The 25,782-nt window shown below is 62.9% G+C and carries 23 protein-coding genes; 18 read left to right on the plus strand and 5 right to left on the minus strand.

Annotation, left to right across the window (positions count from 1 at the left end):
• Genes EWM57_RS00830 through pnuC form a run of 3 tightly spaced genes read right to left on the minus strand, consistent with a single transcriptional unit; the run spans position 1 to position 2,081 of the window.
• A complete protein-coding gene (locus tag EWM57_RS00830) occupies positions 1–888 on the minus strand; it encodes an aldose 1-epimerase family protein (protein WP_129919235.1) in 888 nt (295 codons plus the stop codon).
• A gap of 36 nt (positions 889–924) precedes the next feature.
• On the minus strand, positions 925–1,455 hold the full coding sequence (locus tag EWM57_RS00835; RefSeq protein WP_129919236.1) for an AAA family ATPase: 531 nt from the start codon (positions 1,453–1,455) through the stop codon (positions 925–927).
• Complete coding sequence (gene pnuC, locus EWM57_RS00840; protein WP_165370369.1) at positions 1,455–2,081, minus strand: nicotinamide riboside transporter PnuC; 627 nt, start codon at positions 2,079–2,081, stop codon at positions 1,455–1,457. The genes EWM57_RS00835 and pnuC overlap by 1 nt, the downstream gene beginning before the upstream one ends.
• A 119-nt stretch (positions 2,082–2,200) precedes the next feature.
• Between pnuC and EWM57_RS00845 the strand changes: the two genes are divergently transcribed.
• The 4 genes from EWM57_RS00845 to EWM57_RS00860 all read left to right on the plus strand — a co-directional run bounded on the left by EWM57_RS00845 (position 2,201) and on the right by EWM57_RS00860 (position 6,956).
• On the plus strand, positions 2,201–2,524 hold the full coding sequence (locus EWM57_RS00845; protein ID WP_129919238.1) for a rhodanese-like domain-containing protein: 324 nt from the start codon (positions 2,201–2,203) through the stop codon (positions 2,522–2,524).
• A 99-nt stretch (positions 2,525–2,623) separates the two neighbouring features.
• On the plus strand, positions 2,624–5,158 hold the full coding sequence (hrpB, locus tag EWM57_RS00850; RefSeq protein WP_129919239.1) for an ATP-dependent helicase HrpB: 2,535 nt from the start codon (positions 2,624–2,626) through the stop codon (positions 5,156–5,158).
• A gap of 69 nt (positions 5,159–5,227) precedes the next feature.
• Positions 5,228–5,998: a DUF2490 domain-containing protein gene (locus EWM57_RS00855; protein ID WP_129919240.1), complete on the plus strand. Its 771-nt coding sequence runs from the start codon at positions 5,228–5,230 to the stop codon at positions 5,996–5,998.
• 244 nt (positions 5,999–6,242) lie between these two features.
• A complete protein-coding gene (locus tag EWM57_RS00860) occupies positions 6,243–6,956 on the plus strand; it encodes a hypothetical protein (protein ID WP_129919241.1) in 714 nt (237 codons plus the stop codon).
• Positions 6,957–7,030: 74 nt separating this feature from the next.
• Here EWM57_RS00860 and EWM57_RS00865 read toward each other — a convergent pair whose 3' ends face one another.
• Positions 7,031–7,879, minus strand: coding sequence for an oxidoreductase (locus EWM57_RS00865; protein WP_129919242.1), 849 nt, complete (start codon positions 7,877–7,879; stop codon positions 7,031–7,033).
• Positions 7,880–8,144: 265 nt separating this feature from the next.
• On the opposite strand from EWM57_RS00865, the gene guaB reads away from it, so the two are divergent.
• The 9 genes from guaB (at position 8,145) to EWM57_RS00910 (ending at position 19,193) form a co-directional block, all read left to right on the plus strand.
• Entirely contained in the window at positions 8,145–9,620 is a 1,476-nt protein-coding gene (gene guaB / locus EWM57_RS00870) for an IMP dehydrogenase (protein ID WP_129919243.1), read from the plus strand.
• Between the two features lie 282 nt (positions 9,621–9,902).
• Positions 9,903–12,002 (plus strand): PP2C family protein-serine/threonine phosphatase, encoded by a 2,100-nt coding sequence (locus tag EWM57_RS00875; RefSeq protein WP_129919244.1) that lies wholly within the window; start codon positions 9,903–9,905, stop codon positions 12,000–12,002.
• Positions 12,003–12,016: 14 nt separating this feature from the next.
• A complete protein-coding gene (locus EWM57_RS00880; RefSeq protein ID WP_129919245.1) occupies positions 12,017–12,346 on the plus strand; it encodes an STAS domain-containing protein in 330 nt (109 codons plus the stop codon).
• 24 nt (positions 12,347–12,370) lie between these two features.
• Positions 12,371–12,784 carry an ATP-binding protein gene (locus EWM57_RS00885; RefSeq protein WP_129919246.1) on the plus strand — a complete coding sequence of 138 codons (414 nt, stop codon included), beginning with the start codon at positions 12,371–12,373 and terminating at the stop codon, positions 12,782–12,784.
• Positions 12,785–12,963: 179 nt separating this feature from the next.
• A complete protein-coding gene (locus tag EWM57_RS00890; protein WP_129919247.1) occupies positions 12,964–15,261 on the plus strand; it encodes a peptidylprolyl isomerase in 2,298 nt (765 codons plus the stop codon).
• A gap of 242 nt (positions 15,262–15,503) precedes the next feature.
• Positions 15,504–16,892 carry a peptidylprolyl isomerase gene (locus tag EWM57_RS00895; RefSeq protein ID WP_129919248.1) on the plus strand — a complete coding sequence of 463 codons (1,389 nt, stop codon included), beginning with the start codon at positions 15,504–15,506 and terminating at the stop codon, positions 16,890–16,892.
• 121 nt (positions 16,893–17,013) lie between these two features.
• Positions 17,014–17,979: an AAA family ATPase gene (locus tag EWM57_RS00900; RefSeq protein WP_129919249.1), complete on the plus strand. Its 966-nt coding sequence runs from the start codon at positions 17,014–17,016 to the stop codon at positions 17,977–17,979.
• Between the two features lie 67 nt (positions 17,980–18,046).
• A complete protein-coding gene (locus EWM57_RS00905) occupies positions 18,047–18,490 on the plus strand; it encodes a hypothetical protein (protein ID WP_129919250.1) in 444 nt (147 codons plus the stop codon).
• Between the two features lie 127 nt (positions 18,491–18,617).
• Complete coding sequence (locus EWM57_RS00910) at positions 18,618–19,193, plus strand: GNAT family N-acetyltransferase (RefSeq protein ID WP_129919251.1); 576 nt, start codon at positions 18,618–18,620, stop codon at positions 19,191–19,193.
• A 19-nt stretch (positions 19,194–19,212) separates the two neighbouring features.
• Here the strand turns inward: EWM57_RS00910 and EWM57_RS00915 are convergent, their stop codons facing one another.
• Complete coding sequence (locus EWM57_RS00915; RefSeq protein ID WP_129919252.1) at positions 19,213–20,373, minus strand: hypothetical protein; 1,161 nt, start codon at positions 20,371–20,373, stop codon at positions 19,213–19,215.
• Between the two features lie 201 nt (positions 20,374–20,574).
• Here EWM57_RS00915 and recA point away from each other — a divergent pair, with 201 nt between their 5' ends.
• From recA to EWM57_RS00940, 5 genes are all read left to right on the plus strand, one after another.
• Complete coding sequence (gene recA / locus EWM57_RS00920) at positions 20,575–21,666, plus strand: recombinase RecA (protein WP_129919253.1); 1,092 nt, start codon at positions 20,575–20,577, stop codon at positions 21,664–21,666.
• A gap of 219 nt (positions 21,667–21,885) precedes the next feature.
• Positions 21,886–22,707, plus strand: a complete 822-nt coding sequence (locus EWM57_RS00925) for a DUF3108 domain-containing protein (protein WP_129919254.1) — start codon at positions 21,886–21,888, stop codon at positions 22,705–22,707.
• Positions 22,708–22,759: 52 nt separating this feature from the next.
• The gene (locus EWM57_RS00930) at positions 22,760–23,617 is read left to right on the plus strand and encodes a response regulator transcription factor (RefSeq protein ID WP_129919255.1); all 858 of its coding nucleotides are present in this window, start codon (positions 22,760–22,762) and stop codon (positions 23,615–23,617) included.
• A 93-nt stretch (positions 23,618–23,710) separates the two neighbouring features.
• Positions 23,711–24,796, plus strand: coding sequence for a sensor histidine kinase (locus tag EWM57_RS00935; protein ID WP_129919256.1), 1,086 nt, complete (start codon positions 23,711–23,713; stop codon positions 24,794–24,796).
• Between the two features lie 35 nt (positions 24,797–24,831).
• A complete protein-coding gene (locus EWM57_RS00940; protein WP_129919257.1) occupies positions 24,832–25,545 on the plus strand; it encodes an RluA family pseudouridine synthase in 714 nt (237 codons plus the stop codon).
• The last annotated feature ends 237 nt before the right edge of the window (positions 25,546–25,782 follow it).

Consider the following 25,782-nt stretch of genomic DNA (forward strand, 5'->3'; position numbering starts at 1 on the left):
TTACTGCACCTCGATGCTGTAGTGGGCCGCGTAGTGCCCGCCGGGCGCCAGGGTCAGGATGCCTTCCTTGTCGGCCAGCTCGGCCGGGCCATTCAAGGAGCCCGCAATACCCTGCCAGGGCTCGATGCAAACGAAGGGCGCGCCGGGTCCCTTGGTCCAGAGGCCCAGGTAGGGAAAGCCGTCGAAACGCATGCGCACGGCCCGGCCCGAGCGGGCACTGCGCAGGGTGAGGTGGGTGAAATCGAAGTGTTTCAACACCAGTGCATCCTGGGCAAAGAGCTCGTAGGTCAGCGGCAGCTCAGTCTGGGCCTCCAGCAGGGGCTCGGTGGCGCCGGTCAGCAGCCCGCCCTGCAGGCCGTAGCGGGCCACAGTTACGGGGTGGGCGAAATGAAAGGAATAGTCCTCAAACTGCTCGTCGGGCAGCAGGGGGCAGCGAAAGGCCGGGTGGGCCCCAATGCTGAACAGCAGCTCCTGGTCGGGAGCCGGGTTGCGCACGTCCCACTGCACGGTCAGCTCGGTCCCGCGCAGGCGGTAAGTGATGGTCAGCTCAAACTCGAACGGGTACCAGGCCCGGGTTTCGGCGTTGGCGTACAACTCAAACACCAGTTCCCGGGCATCTTGGCTGCGTAGCGCAAACTCCTGGTCCCGGGCAATGCCGTGCTGGGGCAGCTGGTAGGCCCGCCCTTGGTGCTGGTAGGTGTCATCGGCCAGTCGGCCCACGATGGGAAACAGCACCGGCGCGTGCCGGGCCCACACGGCGGGGTCGGCCTGCCAGAGGTACTCCAGCTCGCCCAGCCCGGGCAGGTCCTTGCGGATAAAGCTGTTCAGCTCGGCGCCGTAGCTGTGCACGGCCACGCGGCACTGGTCGTTTTCGAGGTAGTAGGTCATGGTAGCAGAATAGAAAAGCTGCCCCTGCTACGGAATTTACCGCGGCGGGGCCGAGGCGGCCAGCAGCTCATCCACCAGGTAGCAAGCCTGCTCGAAGCGCTGGGCCGGCGGGCCGCTGATTTCGGCGAAGTTGGACACCCGGCCGCTCAGTTCGGAGTGGTAGAGGTTGTAGAAGTGCTGGCGGTGGGTGGGATGCTCCCGCAGCGGGTCGGGCTCCCAGGCCAGATCCACGTTGAGCAGCAAGACCAAGTCGTAGTGCTGGCGCTCAATGCGCTCCAGAATCCACTCCGGACAGTGCCCGAAGGCGTGCTCCGACCAGATTTTAATTACCAGCAAGTCTGTGTCGCAGAACACCACCCGGTGGGCGCGGGCGGCGGCGGCTTCCTCGGCGGCCAGCTGCCCCAGAGCAATGGCTTCCAGGTCGGGCAGGGTATAGCGCGGGCCCCGGGCTTCCAAATACTCGCGGGCGTACTCGGGCGCCCAGCTGGTGCCGTAGTGCTCGGCCAGCAGGCGGCTCAGGGTGGTCTTGCCCGTCGATTCGGGGCCGGTGAGGGCGACGCGCAGCATCAGGCGGCAGGGCTAGTGGTGGCAATGGCGGCGCGGGCGGCCCGGCGCCACTCGACGTAGCCGTACACGGCCAGCACGAGGTAGACGGCGTAGAGGCCGCTGCTCGGATACAGGTGCTTGTGCCAGAGAATCGGCACGTAAACAAGGTCGACCAGCACCCAGAGCAGCCAGTTTTCGAGGCGCTTGCGGGTGAGCAGGTACTGGGCGGCCAGGCTGCCGGCGGTGGTGAAGCTGTCCCAGTACGGCAGTGAGTCGTTGGTGTAGTGCTTCAGGTAATAGCCGAAGCCGCTCGTGAACAGCACCACGCCCACTACCACCACCAGCCACTCCCAGGGCCGGGTGCGGCTCACCACCAGCGCCGAGTGCCGCGCCCCGCCGTATTGCCACTCGTACCACCCGTACAGGCCCATGGCAATGAAAAAGCCCTGCAGCAGGCAGTCGGCGTACAGCTGCTGCCCATAGTACACGAAAATGTACAGCCCGCAGCTCACAATGGCCGTCGGGAAGTTCCAGAGCGACTCGCGGGCCGCCAGCCACACGCAGGCAAAGCCGGTGATGACGGCCACCCATTCCAGCGGGGTGCCGCCCGCGGCGGAGGTCCAGAACTCGTAGAGGGAGTGTAGCAAAAGCGAAAGACGTTGACAACCGGCCCGTAATATTCCGGCGGGGAAGGACCAGACCGGCCAAAGCTAACCAGTCAGTGGCTAATTTTACGGGCTCCACTGCAATTTCCTTTTCTGTCGCCATGCTCCCCGAACTCACGCCCGAAGATCTGCACGCCCGCCTCCAGCGGGGCGAGGACCTAGCCCTTATCGACGTGCGGGAGCCCGAGGAATACGCTTACTGCCGCATTGAGGGCAGCCGCCTGCTGCCCCTGGGCGACTTGCCCGGCCACGCCGACGAGCTACCCACCGACCGGCCCGTGGTGCTGATCTGTCACCACGGCGTCCGCTCGGGCCAGGCCCTGGCCTACTTGCAACACCGGCACGGTCTGACCAATCTGCTCAACCTGCGCGGGGGCATCCACGCCTGGTCGGTGCGCGTCGACCCATCGGTGGCGGTGTACTGATTCATCGCACTGCCCGTCTTGCCTGGACTCCGGGCCTGCGCTGGCAATTGAATAAAAGCCGTTATCCAGGCTTCCTTGCCCGTTTCCTGACGCTGCGTTATGCACCTTCCCGATCTGCCCATCCGCGCCGCCCTGCCCGAGCTGCTGCGCACCTTGGCCACCACGACCTGCGCCGTGCTCCAGGCCCCGCCGGGCGCCGGCAAAACGACGCTGGTGCCCCTGGCGCTGCTGGAAGCCGACTGGATGCCGCCCACCGGCCGTATCATCGTGCTGGAGCCCCGGCGGCTGGCGGCCCGGGCGGCGGCGGCCCGCATGGCCAGCCTGCTCGGGGAGCCCGTGGGGCAAACCGTCGGGTACCGGGTGCGCCTGGAAAGTCGGATTTCGTCCCGCACCCGCATTGAGGTAGCTACCGAGGTGATTCTGACCCGCATGCTCCAGGACGACCCGGCCCTGGAAGGGGTGGCCGCCGTGCTCTTCGACGAATTTCACGAGCGCAGCCTCCAGGCCGACCTGGGCTTAGCCCTGGCCCTCGACGCCCAGGCCGTGCTTCGCCCCGACCTGCGCCTGCTCATTATGAGTGCCACCCTGGAGGCCGAGCGGCTTGGGGCCTGGCTGGGCGCGCCCGTGGTGCGCAGCGCGGGCCTACAGCACGCCGTGGCCACCCACTACCTCTCCCCAGCCCGGGTGGCCGCGGCCGGCAACCGCCCCAACGACCGGCTGGCCACGCTCACCCCGGCCGTCATCCGGGAAAGCCTGACTCACCACCCTACCGGCGACCTGCTGGTGTTTCTGCCCGGGCGGGCCGACCAGCGGCGCACGGCCGAAAAGCTGGCCGGCGCCCTGCCCCCTACGGTAGACTTGCACGTGCTGCACGGGGAGCTGCCCGCCGAGCAGCAGGACGCGGCCCTGCGCCCCGCCCCGGCCGGCCGCCGCAAGGTGGTGCTGGCCACCAGCATTGCCGAAACCAGCCTCACAATCGAGGGCGTCACGATTGTGGTGGACGGCGGCTACGCCCGGGTGCCGCAGTTTGAGCCCCGCACCGGCCTGACCACGCTGGGCACCGTGCCCGTCAGCCAGGCTGCCGCCGACCAGCGTCGGGGCCGGGCCGGCCGACTCGGGCCCGGCACCTGCTACCGTCTCTGGACCGAAGCTGAGCACGGTATGCGCCCGGCTCACCTGCCCCCGGAGATTCTGACGGCCGACCTGAGTGGGCTGGCCCTGGAGCTGGCTCTCTGGGGCACCTACGACCCGGCCGCCCTGCGCTGGCTCGACGCGCCCCCCGCCGCCGCCCTCGCCCAGGCCCGCGACCTGCTCGTCCGCCTCGGCGCCCTCACATCTACCGGGCAGCCCACGCCCCACGGCCGGGCCATGGCCGGGCTGGGTTTGGTGCCGCGACTGGGCCACTTGGTTATTCGGGGCAAGGAAGCGGGCCACGGGGCTACGGCCTGCGCCCTGGCGGCTTTACTCACCGAGCGCGACATTCTGCGCTCCGCCGACGGCACGCCGGCTCCTCCCGACCTGCGGCTGCGGCTCGAAGCCCTGGCCAGTGGCCGCGCCCCGTTTCCCGGTCTCGTGCCCGACGCGGGGGCCGTGCGCCGGGTGCGGGAAGCCGCCGCCGTGCTGCGCACCCGCACCGGCGTGCGCGACACCCCCGTGGAAGTAGATGCCGCCGGGCTGCTGGCCGCCCTGGCCTACCCCGACCGCCTGGCCCAGCGCGAAACGCCCGAGCGGGTGCGCCTCGTGACGGGGCAGCGGGCGGGTCTGCCGGCCGAGTATTTCAGCCAGACCGATACGTTCTTCGCCGTGGCTCACCTCGATGGGCCGCCGGCCAACCCGCGGGCCGCCCTGGCGGCTCCCGTAGCCCAGGCCGACCTGGAGAAGTACTTCGCCGACCAGCTCGAAACCCGGGAGGAAGTGCGCTGGGATGCCGCCACTGGGCGGATTGTAGCCCGCCGCCTGCGCCGCCTCAATGCCCTGACCCTGGCGGAAACCACCCTGACCCAGCTCGCCCCGGAGCTCGTGGCCGAGGCCCTGCTCGAAGGCCTGCGGGGAGCGGGAGTTAGTCGGCTCACCTGGAGCGCCGAGGCTCAGCAGCTGCGGGAGCGGCTGGCGTTTCTGCACCAGCTGGAGCCCACAGCCTGGCCCGATGTGGCGGACGCCGCCCTGACTGAGCAGCTGTCCGACTGGCTGGGTCCTTACCTGGATGGGGTGCGCAGCCTGGCCGAGGTAAACCGCCTCGATCTGAGTGAGGCCCTGCTGAGCTGGCTACCCGGGGGCTGGAACCAGCGCCAGGAACTCGACCGGCTGGCCCCTGCCCAGTTGGAAGTGCCCAGTGGCTCCCGCATCACGCTCGACTACAGCGAGCCGGCCGCGCCGGTGCTGGCCGTGCGGCTGCAGGAGGTGTTTGGCCTGCTCGACACGCCCCGGGTGGGCGGGGGCCGCGTGCCGCTGACGGTGCATCTGCTGAGTCCGGCCCGGCGGCCGGTGCAGGTAACACGGGATTTGCGCAGCTTCTGGACCACTGGCTACTTCGATGTGCGCAAGGACCTGCGCGGGCGCTACCCCAAGCACTTCTGGCCCGACAACCCGCTCGAAGCCGTGCCCACCCGGGGCATCAAGCCTCGCCGTCCTTAGGGAGCTAGAAACGACGAAATAAACCAGGTAACAATTCGGTAACACGAGCCCGATTGTGTAGTATTGGGTATGCCCGGTTTTCCCCGCTTTCTTCTGCCCGTATCCGTCCTGCTGGGGACGCTGCTGCCCCGGCTGGCCGCGGCCCAGCAGCCGGCCGACCGGCGCGGTACCCTGCCGGTGGAAAACGTGTGGCTGCTCTACAGCACCGAGGCGCGGGTGGTAGGCAAATGGGGCCTGCACGCCGACGCCCAGATCCGGCGGGCCCGGAGCCTGACCACGCTCCGCCAAAACCAGGTGCGGGTGGGCGTAAGCTACTACGCCGCGCCCCAGGCCATTTTCACGGCTGGCTACTCCTACGTGGACCTCTACAGTGCCGACGATGCCCCGGCTGCCATTCACGCGCCCGAAAACCGGCTGTACGAGCAGCTGCTGCTCAAGGACCTCGAAGGGCTGGTGCGCGTCGACCACCGCTACCGGCTGGAGCAGCGCCGCCTGGTGCGCCCTGGCGAAACCCGCGCCGTACATCTGAACCGCTTCCGCTACCAACTTCACCTGACGTTGCCCCTGCACGGCCCCAAGGTGGAACCCGGCACGCCCTACCTCTCCCTCGCCGACGAGGTGCTGCTCAACTTTGGCCGCCACGTTATCGGCGGCGTCTTCGACCAGAACCGGGCCTCGGTGGCCCTGGGCTACCAACTCACCAAGGCCACGGCGCTGGAAGCGGGCTACCTGAACCTGTGGGTGCCCGCGGGCGGCCCCGCCGGGCAGCGCCACATTGCCCAGCTGAGCGTGGCCTTCAACCCGGATCTACGGCCTGTGGCTGGGGTTTCGGCTCCTTAACGCGGGCTTTCCTGTACAGGATTGCTTCCCAGGGCCCCGACCGGATTTCCTCCGGCGGGGTTCTTGTGTTTCAGGCCCACACGTTTTGGGTCCGCACTTTTCATCAACTCAAAAAGACTTATCAGCCGTAGCCGTGGCCTCTTCCGCCCTATATTTGCCCGCCACAACGGCCCGCCGGGCTTCGTTTGCCGGACCGTTATGCTAGTTTCTATTCTACTTTTTTCTTTTCCCTTTTCCATCTTTTATGAATCACAAATTATGGCTGACTGGGCTGCTGGCTTGCGGCGGCCTGACTTCGCTGTCGGCCAGGGCCCAGAGCACTACTCCCGCGGAAGCGGCTCCCAAGTGGCAGTTTTATTTCGAGGCTGGCCCCAAGCTCACCTCCATCAAAATCAACGAAGGGGGCGCCAGCGCCGCCTACCCCAAGCCTAGCTACGACTACGAGCGGGACGTGAAGCCTCAGATGCGCAACACCGTGTCCAGCTTCGCTGATGTGAAAGGCTTCCATGCCCTGAGCCGGCGGCTGGTTCTGTCGAGCACCGTGGGCCTGGATATGCAGCACCTGAACTTCAAAACCGGCATCCGGGAGGAATTCGCCGGCGGCGGCTTCACCTCGTACACCCGGACTCACGTGAGCCGCTTGCTCACCCGGGCCCGCGTTGACTTCGGCCTGCACTACCAGTTCAACCTGGGCGAGAAGGGCCATCTGCTGCCCGGCGTGGCCCTGGGGCAGATGATTAACCTGAGCAAAAATGGCTACGGCTACACCTTCGTGCAGCCCGGCCTGTACTTCACCAACGACCGGCTGTTGTTCTCGCTCACGGCCGCCACAACGGCCTACAACGTGCTGATTCCGGAGGCCTCCACCTTCGCCAGCACCTACAACGCCCAGCAGGTAACGGGCAACTTCGAGTTCAGGGTGCGGGAAGTGCAGCTCGGCATCGGCGCCCGGTTCTGATCCCCAGCTCTTAAAACAGAAAAGCGCCTCCCGGTCGGGGGCGCTTTTCTGTTTTACACAAGCCGTTTCGCTGATTACTGGCCCTCGGGGAAGTCGGCGGAGTCGCCGGTGGCGGCTACGGCCTCCAGTTCTTTGACCAGGCTGGTGAACTTGTCGCGGGCACCTTTCACGGCCGCCTTACCCAGGGGCAGGTGCAGGGGCGGGTTTTCCTGGCGCACCACGTCGTACATGATCTGGGCGGCGCGGTCCGGGTCGCCGGGCTGGCGGCCGCTGTAGCCCTGAATGCCCTTCAGGTTTTCGCCCACCGTGCTGCGGTAGTCCTCAATTTTGGTGTCGACGTAGGTGGCTGAGTTGCCGGCCCACTCGGTGCGGAAGCCGCTGGGCTCGATGTTGGTGACTTTGATGCCGAGCGGAGCCACCTGCTGGGCTAGGCTCTCCCCAATGGCTTCAAGGGCAAATTTGGACGCGTTGTAGACGCCCACGCCGGGGAACGTTTTGAGCCCGCCAATGCTGGTAATGTTGAGCACGTGGCCGCTGCGCCGCTCCCGCAGGTGGGGCAGCACGGCCCGCAGCACGTGCAGGGGCCCGAACACATTGACCTCAAACTGCCGGCGCACCTCGTCGGCGTCGATTTCCTCGATACTGCCCAACGAGCCGTAGCCGGCGTTGTTGACCACCACGTCGAGGTGGCCCAGGGCCTGGATGGCGTCGGCAATGGCTTGCTTAACCTGGGCCTCGTCGGTGACCTCGCAGATGAGGCCGCGGCCGTTGGCGCCGGCTTTTTTCGTGAATTCCTCGGCCTGCTCGGGCTTGCGGAAAGTGGCGGCGACTTTGTCGCCTTTCTGAAGCAGCAAATCGGCCAGGGCGGCGCCAAAGCCGGTGCTGACGCCGGTAATAAACCAGTTTTTGGAAGTCGTGGTCATGAAGTAAGGATTAGGGCGGGGCCGTCCGGAGCGGACGACTGGCTGCTTTAACCCCAAATCCGGCCCGCCGGTTTTGGCGGCGGCCCTTTTGCCCAAGGGCCCGCCCGTTTCGCGGGTCGGAAAGCGGTGGAGTATCGGGGCAACTGTTGCGGTTTCCGGCCCCTGAGTGGACGTTACGCCAAATGATAACATGGCGTGGGCCGCGGAGCCGGGTTTTCGTCGTAGCTTTGCCCGGCAATAAGTGAAACCTAATCATCTTGTTGCCATGGCTGCCGACGCCCGCCCCAAAATTGCCTTCGAGGCCCTCACCTACGACGACGTGCTGCTGCTGCCGGCCTACTCCGAGGTCCTGCCCCGCGACGCCGATACCAGCGCCCAGCTCACCCGCAACATCCGGCTGAACCTGCCCTTCGTCTCGGCCGCCATGGATACCGTGACCGAAGCCGAGCTGGCCATTACCATGGCCCAGGAAGGCGGCTTGGGTATCATCCACAAAAACATGAGCATCAAAGCCCAGGCCGAGCAGGTGCGCCGGGTGAAGCGCTCGGAAAGCGGCATGATCCTCGACCCATTCACGCTGGAGGAGCACGCCACCCTCGGCGACGCCAAGCAATTGATGCGCAAGCACAAAATCGGCGGCATCCCGATTATTGACGCCCAGCGCACCCTCAAAGGCATCCTGACCAACCGGGACCTGCGCTTCGAAAAGGACATGGCCCGCCCCGTGTCGGAGGTGATGACCAAGGACCGGCTCGTGACCACCGCCACCGGCACCGACCTGGCCAAGGCCGAGGATATTCTGCAGGAGTACAAAGTCGAGAAGCTGCCCGTGGTGGACCAGGACGGCCGCCTCACCGGCCTGATTACCTACAAAGACATCCGCAAGCGCCGCCGCACGCCCAACGCCTCGAAAGATGAGTTTGGCCGCCTGCGCGTCGGGGCCGCCGTGGGCGTCACGGCCGATTTGCTCGACCGGGTGGCCGCCCTCGTGGAGGCCGGCGTGGACGTGGTGAGCGTGGATACGGCCCACGGCCACTCCAAGGGCGTGCTCGACGCGGTGCGCACCATCAAGCAGCAGTTTCCAAAGCTCGAAGTCATTGCCGGCAACGTGGCTACCGCCGAAGGTGCCCGCGCCCTAGCCGACGCCGGCGCTGATGCCGTGAAGGTGGGCGTGGGCCCCGGTTCCATCTGCACCACCCGCATCATTGCCGGCATCGGGGTACCCCAGCTCTCGGCCGTGCTGGAGGCGGCCCGCGGCCTGGAAGGTACCGGCGTACCCCTCATTGCCGACGGCGGCGTCAAGTTCAGCGGCGACGCGGTAAAGGCCCTGGCCGCCGGCGCCTCCAGCATTATGATTGGCTCCTTGCTGGCCGGCACCGAGGAAGCCCCCGGCGACATTATTATCTACGAGGGCCGCAAGTTCAAGTCGTACCGCGGCATGGGCTCGGTGGAAGCCATGGAGGAAGGCTCCAAGGACCGCTACTTCCAGGATGCCGAAGACGACGTGAAGAAGCTCGTGCCCGAGGGTATCGTGGGCCGGGTGCCGTTCAAGGGCGGCGCCGGCGAAGTGCTCTACCAGCTGGCCGGCGGGTTGCGCGCCGGCATGGGCTACTGCGGAGCCGCCACCATTGAGGTATTGCAGCAGGCCCGCATGGTGCGGATCACCAACGCCGGCCTGCGCGAGAGTCACCCCCACGACGTGCAAATCACGAGCGAGTCGCCGAACTACAGCAGCCGGTAGCTTCCGCGCTGCCCAGCTAGTGAAGCGCCGACGCCCCGCGGCGCCGGCGCTTTTTTGCGCCCTTTTCACCTCAGCGCCTACGGTTGAGGTTGCCAGAATCGGCGGGTCGGGACGCCAAATTTAGCACCCTCGGTATGGGCTTCATTTTGAATACTCTACTGATTCCGCCGGGGTTATTCAGCTGGTTAGCGCTTTTCTTTAGCAATCAGCCCCTATCTTAGCAGACCGATTCAATCCGCGGTTTTCCTCTTGCTGCCCCGGCAGCGGTACCACATTCTGTTCATGCCCTTTCTCCAGAAACTGCAATCCGCCGTCCTGCCCCTCACCGTGCTGAGCTGGGTGGTATTGCTGAGCAGTACGCTGCTGCATGCCAACGCCGCCGCTGCGGCCCACTTCGGCACGCCCCCCGAGTGGGTGACGCTCACAGCCCAGGCCATGTTCGTTGCCGGCGTGTTTCTCTACCAGCGGGCCCAGCCCGACCTGCTGCGCGGCACCGACTTCGTGGGCCTGCTGCGCCGGCTGGTGCTGGGGCCGGGGCTGCTGGCCATTGGCTGCGTGGCTCTGCACCTAGTGGAGCGCTTCGTGCAGTTCAGTACCCCCACTCCCGACCGCACTCTGTTTGCCGTTGTCTATACCGTCAATCTGGCGCTGTTCGTCGTGTTTTTGGCCAACACCAAATATGCCTGGCGCTCCTTGGTGCTGTTTCGGGCCTCGCCCACCATTGCCAGCAACTGGGCCTGGTTTGAGGTGCTGCTGGGCGCGACCCTGCTGCTGCGGCTGCTGAACTGGACGCCGCCCCTGACGCTGTCTTACATTATTATCGGCGGGCTGGCCATGTTCGGGATTTATCTGAGCAGCCACCAGAAGTGGATTGCCTACCTCAACCGCCGCCAGAAGTGGGAAGCCGTGCTTATGCAGTTGGCCCTGCTGCTGTGCATGACCATCTTCGTGGCCTATTTCCTGCGCATCGCCCAGGATCCTAAGCTCGTGGCCCCCACGCCCCAGCACGCGTTTCTGCTGCTGACGGTGTTTTTTGCGGCCTTCTACGCCCTGATGGGGCTGCTGGTCACGCTCTTCAACCTGCCCACGGCCGGTATTTTCGAGCAGAAGCGGGAGGAAATCCTGAGTTTGCAGCGCCTGACCCAGCTAATTCAGAAGGGCCAGAACGAGCAGGAAGTCTACGACATGCTCTTCGACGCGGCCGTGCAGACCGTGGAGGCCGATGCCGCCTGGCTCGACGTGGAAAACGAGTTGCGCGGCACCCTGCACGGCAAGCGCTACAACATCGACGAGGAAACCATCACGGCCATCCGCACCCTGCTGGCCGACTACAACCTGGGCCACATCGAGTACCTCAACAACGATTTGCCCAACAGCGGGGGCTTCCGCGGCCTGGACCTGAAGCTGGGCTCCCTGATTGTGATGCCCATGCGCTCCGCCAAGCGGCAATACGGCTCCCTCTACATGCTCAAGGAGCAGCGCCAGGGCTTCGACCGCGAAAACCTGGGCATCCTGCAGACCTTCACGACCCAGACCGTGCTCAGCATCGAGAATCTGCACCTGATGGCCAACTCGCTCCAGAACGAACGGGTGCAGGAAGAGCTCAAAATCGCCTCCTCGGTCCAGGATAGCCTGATTCCCAAGAACCTACCCATCGACAACTGGTTTGAAATCGGGTCCCACGCCCGGGCGGCCAAGGAAGTCGGCGGCGACTTCTACGACTTCCTGCACCTGCCCGGCAAGCGCCTGGCCATCCTCATCGGCGACGTGTCGGGCAAGGGCATCACGGCGGCCTTCCACATGGCCCAGATGAAGGGGATTTTCCACGCCCTGATGCAGGAAAACCCGCTGGCCAAGGACGACCGGGAGAAGTTTCCGGTGCCCAGCAAGTTTATGTCGATGGCCAACCGGGCGTTGACCCACTGCCTGGAAAAGTCGTCGTTCATCACCGCTTCGCTCTACATCATCGACTACGAGCATGGCGGCTTCGTCTTTGCCCGCGCCGGGCACTGCCACACGCTTTATTACCACTCCATCAAGGAAGAGGTGTCGTACTTCCATACTGCGGGCCTGGGGCTGGGCATTATCCGCAACGACTCCTACGAGAAGCACATTAAGAACCAGTTCTACGATTACAACCCCGGCGACGTGATGGTCATCTACACCGATGGCATCGTGGAGGCGCGGGGCGCAAATCAGGAGGAATACGGCGAGGAACGGCTCAAGCAGATGCTCGAGCGCAACTACTACCTCGAAGCCGACGAGATTAAGCAGCAGATTCTCCACGACCTCGACGAGTTCAGCGCCGGCCAGCCCATGCACGACGACCAGACCCTGCTGGTCATCAAATTCAAGGCGGCCCAACCCGACAGCCTAAGTTAACGTACAGAGGAGGCATGAAAATAACTCAACAGTCTACCGATAATACCCTTACCCTCGCCCTCGACGGCGAGCTGGACGCTAGCTCCTCCGTGTTGCTCGATACGGAGCTCACCAAGCCGGATGTGCTCAAGTACCAGAAAGTGCTGATTGACTGCCAGAAGCTGAACTATATCTCGTCGGCAGGCTTGGGCGTGTTCATCTCCCACCTGCAGCAGTTTCAGGACGCGGGCGTGAAGCTGGTGTTCTTCAACATGCAGGAAAAAGTCCACAACGTGTTCGAGATTCTGGGCCTGGACGCGCTGATGACCATCGTGCCGTCGGCCGTGGAAGCTTCCGCTATTTAAACCGCCGGAGGGTAACGGGAGGGGATGAAAAACGCAATTCGCATCAGTTGTAACCGCAGTAATCTGAAGGTGGTGCGCGACTTTGTCAGCACATACCTGGCGGCGTACAGCCTGTCCGATTTGCACCTCAACCAGATTGTGCTGGCCGTGGACGAAGTGGTGGCCAACCTGATCATTCACGCCAACGGCGAAGACGAGTCCCAGCACTTGAATCTGCACCTGAGCGTGAAAGACCACGTGTTCGGCATCGAAATCGAGGACGACAGCAAGTCGTCGTACGCGCCTTCCTCCTACCGGGAGCCGGATTTGCAGGAGCACATTCGCACCGGCAAAAAGGGCGGCGTGGGCATGACGTTGGTCAACCGCATCATGGACCGGGTGGAATTCACGACTTCCGGCAGCCGCAACGTGTGCCGTTTATACAAAAAGATCAGCTGAGGGCGTTAGGCCTTTGCCGGGAAAAGCACTTCGGAGTCGGAGTGCTTTTTTTGTATCCAGGCGGTCCGGATAAAGCAGGGGGCAGCCCGAAAAAAATCCGTAAAATTGCGTCAGGCGCCCGTACCCGATTCCTAAGTTGCGGCCCCGACAGTTCGCTTTAGTAGTTTCTTATTCCCTGTATGCACAAACGCATTCTGTACGCCGGCCCGATTGCCGTTGCATTGCTGGCCGGGTGCCAGACGACCAAACCCCTTACCGCTGCCAAACAGCCCGTGGTGGAAACGCTGGGCACGACGGAGGTTCCAGCCTCGGAGTTTGCCTACGTGTACCGCAAAAACAACAGCTCGGCCCCGGAGTACGGTACCAAAGCCAGCGTCAGCGAGTACCTCGACCTGTACACCAACTTCAAGCTCAAGGTGCTCGAAGCCGAGAAGCGCGGCCTCGATACCACCCGCGCCTTCAAGCAGGAGCTGGAGGGCTACAAGCAGCAGCTAGCCCAACCCTACCTGACGGAGAAGAGCGTCACCGACCAGCTGGTGCGCGAGGCCTACGACCGGATGAGCAAGGAGGTCAACGCCTCCCATATCCTGATCCGCATCACCCCCGACGCCGACCCCAAGGACACGCTGGCCGCCTACCAGAAGGTAATGGCCCTGCGCCAGCGCGTGACCAGCGGTGAGGACTTCAACAAAGTGGCCAGCGAGGCCTCGGAAGACCCTTCAGCCCGCGAGAATGGCGGCAAGCTGGGTTACTTCACGGCCATGCAGATGGTGTACCCGTTTGAGTCGGCGGCCTACAAAACCAAGGTCGGTGAGGTGTCGCAGCCGGTGCGTACGCGCTTTGGCTACCACCTGATCAAGGTCAACGACATCCGCCAGGCCCAGGGCGAAATCAAGGTGGCCCACCTCATGATCCGGGCCACGCCTGGCATGCCCAAGGCCGATTCGCTGACGGCCAAGAAGAAGATTGACGAGCTCTACTCCCGCCTTAAGCGCAAGGAAAACTGGGAGAAGCTGGTGGCCCAGTTCTCGGAAGACGCCGGTTCGGCCGCCAACGGCGGGGAATTGCCACCCTTCGGCACGGGCCGCATGATTCCGAGCTTCGAGGAAGCCGCTTTCAAGCTCCAGAACCCCGGCGACCTGGCCGCGCCCGTGCAGACGCCCTACGGCTGGCACATCATCAAGCTGATTGAAAAGCAGTCGGTGCCCAAGTTCGAGGACATGGAGCCCGCCCTGAAAAGCAAGGTGTCCAAGGACTCCCGCTCGGAGCTGAACCGCGCCGCCTTCCTCAAGCGCATCCGCACCGAAAACAGCTTCACCGAAAACGCCGCCAGCAAAGAGTACGTGCTGGCCAAGGCCGACACGGCCCTGGTGCACGGCCGCTTCAAGTACATGGCCCCGGCCGCCACGGCCAAGGCCACCAAAGCCGCTGGCGACAATTCCCCTCTGTTTACCATCAAGGGCAAGCCCTACCTGGTAAAGGACTTCCTGACCTATGCCCAGCAGAACCAGCGGGCCCGGCCCGGCGCGGAGCCCCGCTTCACCATGCAACAGCTCTATGACCAGTACGCCGACCAGCAGCTGACCGACTACGAGAAGGCCAACCTCGAAAATAAGTACGAGGACTACCGCATGCTCGTCAAGGAGTACCGCGACGGCATTCTGCTGTTCCAGCTCATGGACGAGAAAGTGTGGTCGAAGGCCATTGAGGATACGGTGGGGCTGCAGAAGTTCTTCACCGAAAACCAAGGCAAGTACCAGTGGGATTCGCGGGTGCAGGGCACGGTTATCAGCGCGGCCACGCCCGAGCTGCTCGCCAAAGCCCAGCAGCAGCTCAAAGGCGGCCGCTACCCCGTGAAGGCCGGCGTACCCGCTACCGTGGCTTTCCGCCCCGGCACGGCCGACATTCTGAAGGGAGCCTGGAGCGGCCTCGACCGGCTGGCCAGCCAGATGCAGGGGGATTCGTCGCTGCAACTGGTGGTGACGGGCCGCGCCAAGAAAGGCGAAAGCGCCGCCCTGGCGAAGAAGCGCGCTAACAATGTGGTGACTTACCTGAAAAGCAAGGGCGCCCCCGCGAGCCGCGTGCGGGCCGCGGCCAACACCCTGACCGCCGCCGATGGCTCGGCCCAACTGGCCATGACCGGCACCAACACGGCCGCGCTGGAGGAAATGCTCAACGAGCAGAACCCGCTGGCCGTGCAGGTAATGCAGCGCAGCTTCCAGAAAGGCGACAACAAGGTGGTTGACGAGCTGATGGGCCGCGGCCCCGGCTCCTACAACGTGCAGAAAGACGGCCGCTACTACGCCGTTACCATCGATAAGGTGCTGCCCGCCGGCCCCAAAACGCTGGCCGAAGCCCGCGGCCAGGCCACGTCCGACTACCAGAACTACCTGGAGAAGCAGTGGATTACCCAGCTCCGCGACATGTACCCGGTGAAGGTGAATCAGGCCGAAGTCGACAAGCTGGTTACCAAGTAGCCCCACGCGCACTAGCAGTGAAAAGCCCCGGCATTGGTCGGGGCTTTTCTTTTAGGCGCCCGGCCATGCAACGCGCCCGGGCCGGAGCGGCTCTATGCTGAAGTCGGCCGGGCTTGCCAATAACTAGTGGTTTTTGCCGGAGAAAGGATTTATGTTGAAATTTACGGGCGGCTTTGCGCGTTTCATAAGCCGACCGGTCCGGGCTGCTGCTCAGCACTCCGGACGTTACTCTTCTCGATTCCATGATTCAATTCGTTCGTTTGTCGGCCCGCGTAGCGCTGCTGGCCATGGTGCTGCTGGCCGGTACCGTTAGTTCCAGCCAGGCCCAGCTTGGCGTAGGCCGCCCGGTGGGCCGCACCGTGGTGGACGCCATCATTGTCAAGGTGGACAACCAGATTGTGCTTAGCTCTGACCTGGAGGCCATTTATGCCCAGCAGTTGGCCCAGGCCGAAGGCAAGCCCCTGCCCCCCGACCTGCGCTGCCGCATCCTGCAGAGCATCGTGCTCAACAAGCTGATGCTGGCCAAAGCCGAAACCGACTCCGTGGTGGTGGAGGATGCCCAGGTGAAAAGCGAACTGGACCGCCGCATGGCTTACTTCGTGCAGCAGATTGGCTCGGAGAAAAAGCTGGAGGAGTACTATAACAAGCCCATCAAGCAGCTCAAGGACGACCTGCGGCCCCAGGTGAAAGAGCAGCTGGTCCAGCAAAAAATGCAGGAAACCATTGCCGGCAAAGTCACCGTGACGCCCCGGGAGGTACGCCAGTTTTTCAGCCGCATGCCCAAGGACAGCCTGCCCTATTACTCCACGGAAGTGGAAGTGGGCCAGATCATCAAGCTGGCGCAGGTGAACCCCAAGGCCAAGCAGGAAACCATTACCAAGCTCAACGATATCCGGGCCCGCATTCAGGCCGGCGAAGATTTCGCCACCCTGGCCAAGCAGTACTCCGAAGACCCCGGCTCGGCCGCGGAAGGCGGCTACCTGGGCTTCTTCAAGCGCAAGGAGCTCGTGCCCCAGTACGAAGCCGCAGCCCTGAAGCTGGAGCCCGGCCAGATGTCGCCGGTGGTAGAGTCGCAGTTCGGCTTTCACCTGATTCAGCTTATTGAGCGCAAGGGCGACTCCTACAGCACCCGCCACATTCTGCTCAAGGCCGCAACCGGCAACAACGACGTCAACGAGGCGGCCAACCAGCTGGCCAAGCTGCGCACCCGCATTCTGGCCGACAGCATCAGCTTCGCCAAGGCCGCCAAGGAACAGTCGGACGACAAGCTCACCAGCGGCAACGGCGGCCTGATTGCCAACCGCCAGGACAACAGCACCTACCTGCCCCTGGACAAGATTGACCCGGCCATTTTCTTCACCATCGATACCATGAAGGTGGGCCATATCACCCCGCCCCTGCCCTACCGCACCGACGACGGCAAGGACGCCATGCGCATCATCTGGCTGAAGTCGAACACCCCGCCCCACCAGGCCAACCTCAAGGACGACTACCAGAAAATAGCCCAGGCCGCCCTGAACGAGAAGAAAAACAAGGCGCTGGACGAGTGGTTTCTCAAGAACCGCGGCAGCGTGTATATCGAAGTCGACCCCAAGTACGCCGACTGCAAGCTGCTGGACCAGGTTAACTAAAGGTGACGTTGTGAAATGGTGAAGTTGTGCTGGCCGGTTCTGCGTATGCAACCGACACGGCAGATTTACGACAACTGACCATCCAACTCCCAATTTCACCACTTCACTATTTCACCGTTAGATGCGCACATTCTCCTCCGATAAAGAAGCCGCCGACGCGCTGGCTGCCTCCTACCAAACGCTGCGCAAGGAAATCGGCAAGGTGATTATCGGGCAGGACGACGTGGTGCGCCTCGTGCTGACGGCCGTGTTTTCCCAGGGCCACTGCCTGCTGGTGGGCGTGCCCGGCCTGGCCAAAACCCTGCTCATCCAGACCATTGCCGACTCGCTCGACCTGTCGTTCAACCGCATCCAGTTCACCCCGGACCTGATGCCCTCCGACATCGTGGGCTCCGAGACCCTGACCCAGCAGCGCGACTTCCAATTCGTGAAGGGCCCTGTGTTTGCCAACATCGTGCTGGCCGACGAAATCAACCGGACCCCACCCAAAACCCAGGCGGCCCTGCTCGAAAGCATGCAGGAATACTCCGTGACGGTGGCCGGGCAGCGCTATCCGCTGGAGCGGCCGTTTTTCGTGTTGGCTACTCAGAACCCGATTGAGCAGGAAGGCACCTATCCGCTGCCCGAAGCCCAGCTCGACCGGTTTATGTTCAACATCGAACTGGGCTACCCCAGCTACGAGGCCGAGCTGCAAATTGTGAAAAACACGACGTCGGATACCAAGCCGACGGTAGGCAAAATTCTGCACGCCGACGATATCCAGGCTTACCAGCACTTGGTGCGCCGCGTGCCCGTGGCCGACAACGTGGTGGAATACGCCGTGGGGCTGGTGCACAAAACCCGGCCGAACACCGACCGTGCCGCCGGCCGCGCCACCCAGTTGCTGGAGTGGGGCGCCGGGCCGCGGGCTTCCCAGCACCTCATTGTGGGGGCCAAGTGCAACGCCCTGCTCAACGGCAAGTATTCCCCCGACATCGAAGACGTGAAGGCCGTAGCTTTGCCCATCCTGCGCCACCGGCTGGTACGCAACTTCAAAGCCGAAGCCGAAGGCATCAGCGTCGAGCAAATCATCAAAGAACTCCTGTAGGTGGTAGGGCCCGGCCCCTGCTCCGGTTAGCCGAAGCCCAACAACCTACGTCCCTAAGCCCTAACCAATGGAAGCCCAGTCTTATTATCAGCAATTTGAGCGCAACGTCGATATGATTCTCGACGCGGTGCGCGTCGGTCTGGATCTGCGGACCACTTCCCTGCTGACCTCCCTGCCCCTGGAAGTGTACGTGCTCTGCGAAGTGCTCAACCAGGGCGGCGGGCAGTACCGCCTCACTACCGAGGGCCTCGACCGGCTGGCCGAGTTCAAGCAGCAGTATTTGCAGCACGAGTCGGAAACGGAAGCCATCATGCGCCGCATCCTCGACGACAAGCGCGCCACGATGCGCACCCCGGAAGGCCGCGTGCTGACCAAGGAAATGCTGATTCGCCGCCTGGAGTTTTTCAACGAAACGGCGCGGCAGGTAAACGTGATGCGCACCCAGCAGGCCCTGGGTAGCCCCATGCAGTACCAGCACCCTCATTTCACGAGCCTAGTCATCAACAAATAACTTCCGGCCCCCAGCCGGCCCAAAAGCGCCTCCCAACCCGGGGGCGCTTTTTTGTTGGGCGTCCGGCGCCCACCCAGCTGCCAGCTTCGCCCGTACACAGGCGGGCCTGGCTTCTTTGCTGCTGCCCATGAATGCTACTCTGCCCGTCGTTCTCTCCCTGGCGCCAATTTCAACGGCCCGCCTGCTACTGCGCCCCTACGAGCCCACCGACGAAGCCGACTTTTTCGCCGTAATCGACGCCAACCGGGCTTACCTGAGGCCGGCCTTTCCCACCCGGGTTTCGTCGGTGCAAACCCTGGCCGATGCGCGCCGGGTGCTGGCCACCTTCCGGCAGGACTGGCGCACGGGCCGCCTCTACGTCTTTGGCATCTGGCACCACCTCACCCAGGCCTACCTCGGCGACATCAGCCTGAAGCCCACCTGGAGCGCCGCCGTCACGGCCGAAATCGGGTATTACCTGGCTCCCGAAGCCCAGGGTCAGGGCTACGCCAAGGAAGCCCTGGCCGCCGCCGTGCACTTCGGCTTTCACTCCGCCCTGCGCGCCGCCCGCCTCGACCTCCGCTGCCGCGCCGACAACCCCCGCAGCTGCGCCGTGGCCGAGCACGTGGGCTTCCGCCGCCTGCCCGTCCGGCCCCGCCTCTGGCCCTTGCGCAGCGCCGCGGCGCCCGAAATTCTGCACTACGCCCTGTATCCGGCAGCCTAAGCATAGGCCAACCTCGGCCCTATTCCACGTCCCCCCCGCGAATTGTTTTCAGCAGGAAGCTCTGGTTGAAGTTGAAGTAGAGCGCCATCGAGAAGTCGAACAGGCCGTGGTTGAGGTCGTAGAGCGGCTCGAGCCGGGTGGTGATGATCAGCCCACCCGGCAGGTGGTAATCTTTCAAAAACCGCACGATGAGCAGCTGCCGGTTCTTTTCGGTGTAGTTCGGGTCGCTGACGGTGCTGGAAATGGAGCGGTAGAGCCGGCCGCCCAGCGGGGAGATGTAGCCGTTGCCCCGCCAGTAGGCCACCTGCACGTTCGACAGCTTGGTATCGACGCCGGCGTTCAGGTAGAGCCCGCTGCCCCGGCGGAATGCCAGCACGTCGGTGAAGGAGTAGTCGTCGAAGTACGTGACGTAGCCATCGAAGTGCACCGCGTGGAAAAACTCCGTGGCTAGGGGCCGGCGCACCCGCACCCCGCTCGCCACGTTGAAGAGCGTCTGCAAGGGCTTGTCGATGGTGTCAATCTGCCCGCCGCGGTGGGTGGCCGTAAACTGCACCGGGATGCGCAACGACCAGCCGGTAGAGTCGCCGAGCACGGCCGCTTCGGCCGACAAGCCCCCCGCCACCTCTTCCTGAAAATTGCTGAACCGGTACTGCTGCCGTTGCCAGTCGATCCAGGCGTCCAGGTTCAGGCGGGGCTTGCGCATTTTGTACTGCAGGCCCTCCTCCAGCCGGTTGGTCATCACCCGCTCAAAGTCGAATAGGGGCTCGATGTAGCCGTGCTGCAGGTTGCCCTCGATGTTGCCGAACAGCAGGCTGTGGGGTCCGTTCTGGTACTTCACCGTCAGTAGAGGCCGCACTTGGCGCAGGCGCGGGGTGCCGTAGTCTTTCCACAGAAACACGCCCGCCTCCACCCGCAGGTTAGCCGTCGGGAAATACACGAGCCGGGGCAGCAGGTGGGCACCGAAGTACGTACGGCCCTCGTCGATCTTGTTGAAATACTCGTTGTCCTTGTTGAAGAGGAAAGCTTGTACGTCGAGGCGCAGCTGCCGCTCGTACTGCGGCCCCACCGGCAGGGGGCGGCCAAAAGCGGAGTTGTCGAGTTGGGCCCAGGCCTGCTGCTGGCCGCCGCTGACTGCTAACAGCACCAGAATCAGCCAGTAGCACCGGCCCTGCTTTGACAAAAATTTTAGCATTACTCTATACTCCGAAATTCAGCAAATTTTTTTAGCATTGTGGGCACAAAATATAGCCGGGGTATGTTACCCATTGCCGACCAGAAACAGCCTTCTTCGCCCTGCGTAAAAGGCCAGTTAATGGTAGGTTAGGCGGCCAAAAACGCCTACATTCACCAAACCTAAGCATTTATCCTCAACCCTCTTCTAATGGCTGCTACCACAGACAAAGCCGAGAAAACTCCCGCAAACCCACAGGCCGAAAAGCTGAAAGCCCTTCAGCTCACGATGGATAAGCTCGACAAGGCTTATGGCAAAGGCACCGTCATGAAGCTGAGCGACAACAAAGTGGTCGACATTCCGGCCATCAGCACCGGTTCGCTGGGCCTGGATATTGCCCTGGGCATTGGCGGCCTGCCCCGCGGCCGGGTGGTCGAAATCTACGGCCCGGAATCGAGCGGTAAAACCACGCTCACGATGCACTGCATTGCCGAGGCCCAGAAGAAAGGCGGCATTGCTGCTTTCATCGACGCCGAGCACGCTTTCGACAAATCCTATGCCGAGAAGCTCGGCATCGACACCACCAACCTGCTCATTGCCCAGCCCGACAATGGCGAGCAGGCCCTGGAAATAGCCGACCACCTGATTTCGTCGGGTGCCATCGACATCATCGTTATTGACTCCGTGGCCGCCCTGGTGCCGAAAGGCGAACTGGAAGGCGACATGGGTGACTCCAAGATGGGTCTGCAGGCCCGTTTGATGAGCCAGGCCCTGCGTAAGCTCACCGGTACCATCAACAAGACCGGCTGCTGCTGCATCTTTATCAACCAGCTGCGCGAGAAAATCGGCGTGATGTTCGGCAACCCCGAAACCACGACCGGCGGTAACGCCCTGAAGTTCTACGCTTCGGTTCGCCTCGACATCCGCCGTATCGGCCAGATCAAGGAGGACAAGGACAACGTGACCGGCAACCGCACCAAGGTGAAGGTGGTCAAAAACAAGGTGGCGCCGCCGTTCAAGGTGATTGAGTTCGACATCATCTATGGTGAGGGCATCAGCAAAGTGGGCGAAATCCTCGACCTAGGCGTCGACATGGGCATCATTGCCAAGTCGGGCTCCTGGTTCTCCTACAACGGCGACCGGCTCGGTCAGGGCCGCGAGGGCGTCAAGCAGATTCTGCTCGACAACCCCGAGTTGGCCGACAAGATTGAGCAGCAAATTCGTCAGATGGTAAAGGGTGAGCCTGAGGCGGCCCTGGCGGCCATCCCCACCGACGAATCCGTTGACGAGGACGACGAATAGTAGAATTTCGTTTTCGCTATTTAAAAAAAGCCTTCCCGGGAAACCGGGAAGGCTTTTTTTGTCGTTAGTGATGGCCCGCTGAAAATCTGACCGTCAACCCCCTGAACGGGATTTGCGTTCCTTTTGCTGAGGTACGGTGCAAGTTTGCGGGGTTACTAATATCTTTGCTGGCACCCCGTTTGAATGAGCACCGGCCAGATCCAATTTTGCCAATTCCTTATGAAGCGCCGCTCGCTCCTGCTTTCTACTTTGCTGCTGCCACTGGCAGCACTCCTCGCTTTTGGCCCCGGCGACGCGGTCCGCAGCGTGCCCAATACCAGCTTCGAACGGGGTGAGGTGCTGCAGTACAAAGTGCACTACGGCCTGATCAACGCCGCGGAGGCGACTATCGAGGTGTCCAACGACATCCACCGCGTTAATGAGCGGCCCTGTTTCAAGGCCACCGTGACGGGCAAGACCACTGGCTCCTTCGACTTTTTCATGCGCGTGCGCGACACCTGGCGCACCTACATCGACACGACCAGCATTCTGCCCCAGAAGTTTTTCCGCAACATCGAGGAAAACAGCTACCGCAAAAAGGAAACCATCGACTTCGACCACCACCGCAACACGGTGCAGGTCGAAACCCAGAAAAAGAACAAAGCCGACCGGCACGAAACCTTCAAGGTGCCCGACAACGTGCAGGACATGGTCAGCGGCTTTTATTTCCTGCGTACCTTGAGCTACGATAACCGCCGCATCGGCGACATCATCCGGGTGCAGGGCTTCTTCGACAACCAAGTATTTACGATGGACGTGATTTATAAGGGCCGGGAGACGGTGGAAACCAAAGCCGGCAACGTGCGCGCCATCAAGCTGGTCCCGAAAATGCCGAGCAACAAGCTCTTCCGCGGAGAAAATGCCATATCTGTCTACCTCTCCGACGACCGCAACAAGATTCCGGTGCTGATTCAGGCCGAGTTATTCGTGGGGGCCGTGAAGGTGGATATGTTCAAGTATCAAGGACTTAAAAGCCGGTTGAATCTGGTGGCTCAAAATTGACTTTCATTGAAAAGCGACTCCTTTCGGGTCGCTTTTTTTATGCCCATACTGCATGTCCGACCGCCGCTCCACGTTGCCTGCCACCACCCGCCGCTCCCGCCTGGCCGCAGCGGTGGCGGCCTCAGTTCACAAAAAGGTAACACGCCCCGCCGTCCGGCAGGCGGTATTTTTGTCTTCGCGCATCTTCTTTTACCCCCAAACCCCTCGACCCGTGCACCCAAACGCCTCCTCCCATCCCTACAAGATTCTCGTCGTGGATGATGACCCGGATATCGTGGAGCTGCTGGAATATAACCTGCGCAAGGAAGGCTATACCGTGGCCAGCGCCCCCGACGGCCGCAAAGCCCTGGAAGTAGCGCCCGCCTTTGCCCCCGACATCGTGCTGCTCGACGTGATGATGTCCCACCTCGACGGCATCGACACCTGCCGGCAGTTGCGCGAACAGCCTAAGTTCAAGGATACCTACATCATCTTCCTTACCGCCCGGGCCGAGGAATTCTCCGAAGTGGCGGCCTTCGAGGCCGGCGCCGACGACTTCATCGCCAAGCCCATCAAGCCCCGGGCCCTACTCAGCCGCCTGGCCGCCTTCGTGCGCCGCGACAAAGACCCGCAGGCCGTGTCGGAAACCATCGAAATCAACGGGCTGACCATCGACCGGACTGGATTTGCCGTGTATCAGGAGGGCCGCAAGATCAGCCTGCCCAAGAAAGAGTTTGAGCTGCTGGCCTTTCTGGCCGCCGCCCCGCACAAGGTGTTCGGGCGCGACGAGCTGCTGCAGAACATCTGGGGTAACGACGTATTCGTGCTGGCTCGCACCGTGGACGTGCACGTGCGCAAGGTGCGCGAGAAAGTCGGCGACCACCACATCCAGACCATCAAGGGCGTCGGCTACAAGTTTAACAGCGACTAACTGCCCCCTGGCTTTTAGGGTCAGGCGTCTGTGAGCGGGAATAGCGGCCCGCTCACAGACGTATTTTTATAGCTCACCTTGGCTGCTTTCGGCGTGTTTGCTTCCTCCCGTACCATTGCCATTCTGATTGCGTTCCTGGTGGCCGGAGTGCTGACCACGCTGGCTTGGATTGCCCCTACCCTGACGCTGGAAGACGGCGCCCTGGCCGCGGGCATCACCGTGGCAGCCTGCTTTCTGCTCGTTTACCTGGCCTTTGAAGCCCTGATCTTCCGGGAAATCAACAACATCTACGCCGGCCTGGAAAACGTGAAGCGCAAGGAGTTCCGGCGCCTGTCGAACAAGTTTCTGTTCCGGCCCGAGCCACTTAAGCGCATGCGCGACGAAATCCTGCAGATGGCCGAGCGCAAACAGCAGGAAATCGACGAGCTCAAGCGCCTGCAGGCCCTGCGCCGGGAGTTCCTGGCCGACGTGTCGCATGAGCTGAAAACGCCGATTTTCGCCGCCCAGGGCTTTTTGCACACCGTCCTCGACGGGGACGTGGACGACGAATTTCTGCGCCACAAGTTCCTGAACAAGGCTGCTACTGCCCTCGACGCGCTGGATGCGCTGGTCCAGGACCTGGTTACCATTTCCCAGCTCGAAAAGGGCGTGGTGCGCATGCGGCGGCAGGCGTTTGACCTGGCCCAGCTGGTGCGCGAAATCTTCGAGCAGCTCGAGCAGAAAGCTGCCCAGCGCCGGGTGTCGCTGGAGCTGTTTCCACCTTCGTTGGCCACCGAGCCAGTGCGCGTGCTGGCCGACCGCAACCGCATCCGGCAGGTGCTTATCAACCTGATCGATAACGCCGTGAAATATGGCAAGGAAGACGGACACGTGGTGGTGAGCCTGGTGGAAAACAGCAAAAGCGTCAAGGTGTCGGTGCGCGACGACGGGGCCGGCATTGCCAAGCAGCACCAGAGCCGCATCTTCGAGCGGTTTTACCGCATCGACAAGAGCCGCTCCCGCGACTCCGGGGGCTCGGGCCTGGGCCTGGCCATCAGCAAGCACATCGTGGAAGCCCACAAGTCGACTATCCGCGTGCGCAGCGAGGCCGGGCTGGGCACCACGCTTGAATTTAAGCTGCCTAAGCCCCGCAAGCCCGGCCCCGACGCCTCAGCGCCGGGGGCCGAGGCCGGGGCGTAGGCTTCCCAAGTCTTCGCCGTACCTTTGCGGCCTCTATGAAGCTTCCCGATTTCCAAGACCTTATTCTGTTTGAAGACGACGACTTCATCGTCATCAACAAACCCCCGTTTCTGGCCACGCTCGACGAGCGGTTCGGCAACGCGCCCAACATTCTGCGCATGGCCCGGCAGTACACCGACGACGCCCAGGCCTGCCACCGCCTCGACAAGGAAACGTCCGGCGCCCTGGCCCTGGCCAAGAACTCGGAGGCCTACCGCCACCTGTCCATGCAGTTTGAAAACCGGGAGGTGAAAAAACTCTACCACGCCGTGGTCTGGGGCGTGCACCGCTTCGACAATCAGTTGGTAGACCGCAGCATCGAAACCACGACCAAGGGCAAAGCCCGCCTGGCGTATAAGGGCAAGCCGGCCGAAACCTACTTCACCACCCTCGAAGCCTTTGCCCGTCACACGCTGGTGCAGTGCGTACCGGTCACGGGCCGGATGCACCAGATCCGCCTGCACCTGATGTATCTTCAGGCGCCCATCGTGGGCGACGCCATGTACGGGGGCGAAGATTTCTACCTGTCGTCGTTGAAAAAGAAGTTCAACGTGAAGGAGGGCGAGGAAGAGCAGCCCTTCATCAAGCGCTTCGCCCTGCACGCCGCCAAGCTGATTTTTACGGGTCTCAACGGCCGGGAAATCGTGGTTGAAGCACCCTACCCCAAGGATTTCCGGGTGCTCGTCGATACGCTGCGGCAGTACAGCTAGCCGCCCGCCCCCGCCCATATTCTACGGGCAGGTGCGGGCAGAGACTTGGTTGTAGCCGTAATCCTGCAAAGCGGAAAAAGTCCTGCGCTCAGCGCCGCTATAGCGGAGGCGGAGGCTTGCTTCGCAGAGTGCCTTAGCGCCCTGCCAGGGTCAGTAAGGCACTCTTTCAGAAACAATTATTGAATCCCGGTTTGCATTTGCCCGCCAAAAGGGTAACTTTGTGTCCGTTTTTCCCGA

The organism is Hymenobacter persicinus (assembly GCF_004167665.1).
GTDB lineage: Bacteria > Bacteroidota > Bacteroidia > Cytophagales > Hymenobacteraceae > Hymenobacter > Hymenobacter persicinus.